The sequence below is a fragment of the Suttonella ornithocola genome (assembly GCF_001889065.1).
GTDB lineage: Bacteria > Pseudomonadota > Gammaproteobacteria > Cardiobacteriales > Cardiobacteriaceae > Suttonella_A > Suttonella_A ornithocola.
The window spans coordinates 1-475 of record NZ_LWHB01000316.1 but is presented as its reverse complement, the minus strand read 5'-3'; the positions used below and the strand labels follow the sequence as shown (position 1 = coordinate 475).

Here is a 475-nt window from a genome sequence, read left to right as displayed (position 1 = left end):
ATTGACTCGCAATCAGCGATTTGTTAATGCTCTAAAGCGAACTAAAGATATAGATGCAATCATCTAAAACCCAACCAATCCAAAGCAGATAAAAGAATAAAGTATCAATACAATCCATCCGCCTATTCTTTGCTATTTGCTTAATCCAAGCCCACATCTTTTCAATGGGATTTAAGTCTGGACTATAAGGGGGTAACCAAACTATCTCATGCCCATGCTCTTCAATGATTGCTTGAATATCACTGCGTTTATGAAAAGCGGCATTGTCCATGACAATTACACTGTTTTTAGGTAACTCAGGTAACAGTGCTTCTCTCACCCAATGAGAGAAAATATCGCTGTTAATAGAACCATCATATAAGCGTAAGGCAAACAATTCTCCATTGATAATGGCTACCAATCGCATTGCTCTGGTTCTTTAAATGCCAGTTATCACTTCCAATGACAAATTTGTCCTTTKGTGTCTGTAGCCATA

At 37.8% G+C, this 475-nt stretch carries 1 protein-coding gene; it reads right to left on the bottom strand.

The window, feature by feature from the left end; genetic code table 11:
* Positions 1 to 31: 31 nt before the first annotated feature.
* The gene (locus tag A5N85_RS14045; RefSeq protein ID WP_072577665.1) at positions 32 to 406 is read right to left on the bottom strand and encodes a transposase; all 375 of its coding nucleotides are present in this window, start codon (positions 404 to 406) and stop codon (positions 32 to 34) included.
* Positions 407 to 475: the final 69 nt, after the last annotated feature.